Below are 541 nucleotides of genomic sequence, written 5' to 3'. Positions count from 1 at the left end.
TGTGCCCTAAAAAACTTGGCCACAAAGATGCTCGCGTCCACTATGCAAATCTCAAACAACAAACAGCGACCAAACCCGCCCCGCCACCACACACCCAAACCCAGGAGAATGACAAGCACCCAACACCTTGGACGCTCATCCCCCAGGCCGAGCTGGTCTGACAGGAGGCCGGTCCCGCACGAGGTCAAACAGACAGCAAGCCCGCCGCAGCGGGCCCGCCCGAGTGTCCGTTTCCTCAGGACCCAACAGTGTGTCCGGAACCACGCGACCCCTGAAACCGCCGTTCCCACTCCCGACCCCCCAGGGGGTCAGGCGGTACTAGACCGGTCAGCGACCACGCCGAACCGAGTAGCCAGTGCTCCACTAATGAGCGCGTCGTGTGCAGAACACTCGCCTGCAGTCACGACTGTGGACCCCACGACCACCGTGATAGGTGCGTCGTGACGGCCGGTGCTCCTTAGAAAGGAGGTGATCCAGCCGCACCTTCCGGTACGGCTACCTTGTTACGACTTCGTCCCAATCGCCAGCCCCACCTTCGACC

1 rRNA gene is annotated in these 541 nt (G+C 62.1%); it reads right to left on the bottom strand.

The window, feature by feature from the left end:
• Positions 1-461: 461 nt before the first annotated feature.
• Positions 462-541: ribosomal RNA gene (locus PKF00_RS44275) — 16S ribosomal RNA — on the bottom strand; the annotation flags it as partial.

It is taken from the genome of Streptosporangium carneum (assembly GCF_027922005.1).
GTDB lineage: Bacteria > Actinomycetota > Actinomycetes > Streptosporangiales > Streptosporangiaceae > Streptosporangium > Streptosporangium carneum.
This window is presented reverse-complemented; position numbering and strand designations above follow the sequence as displayed.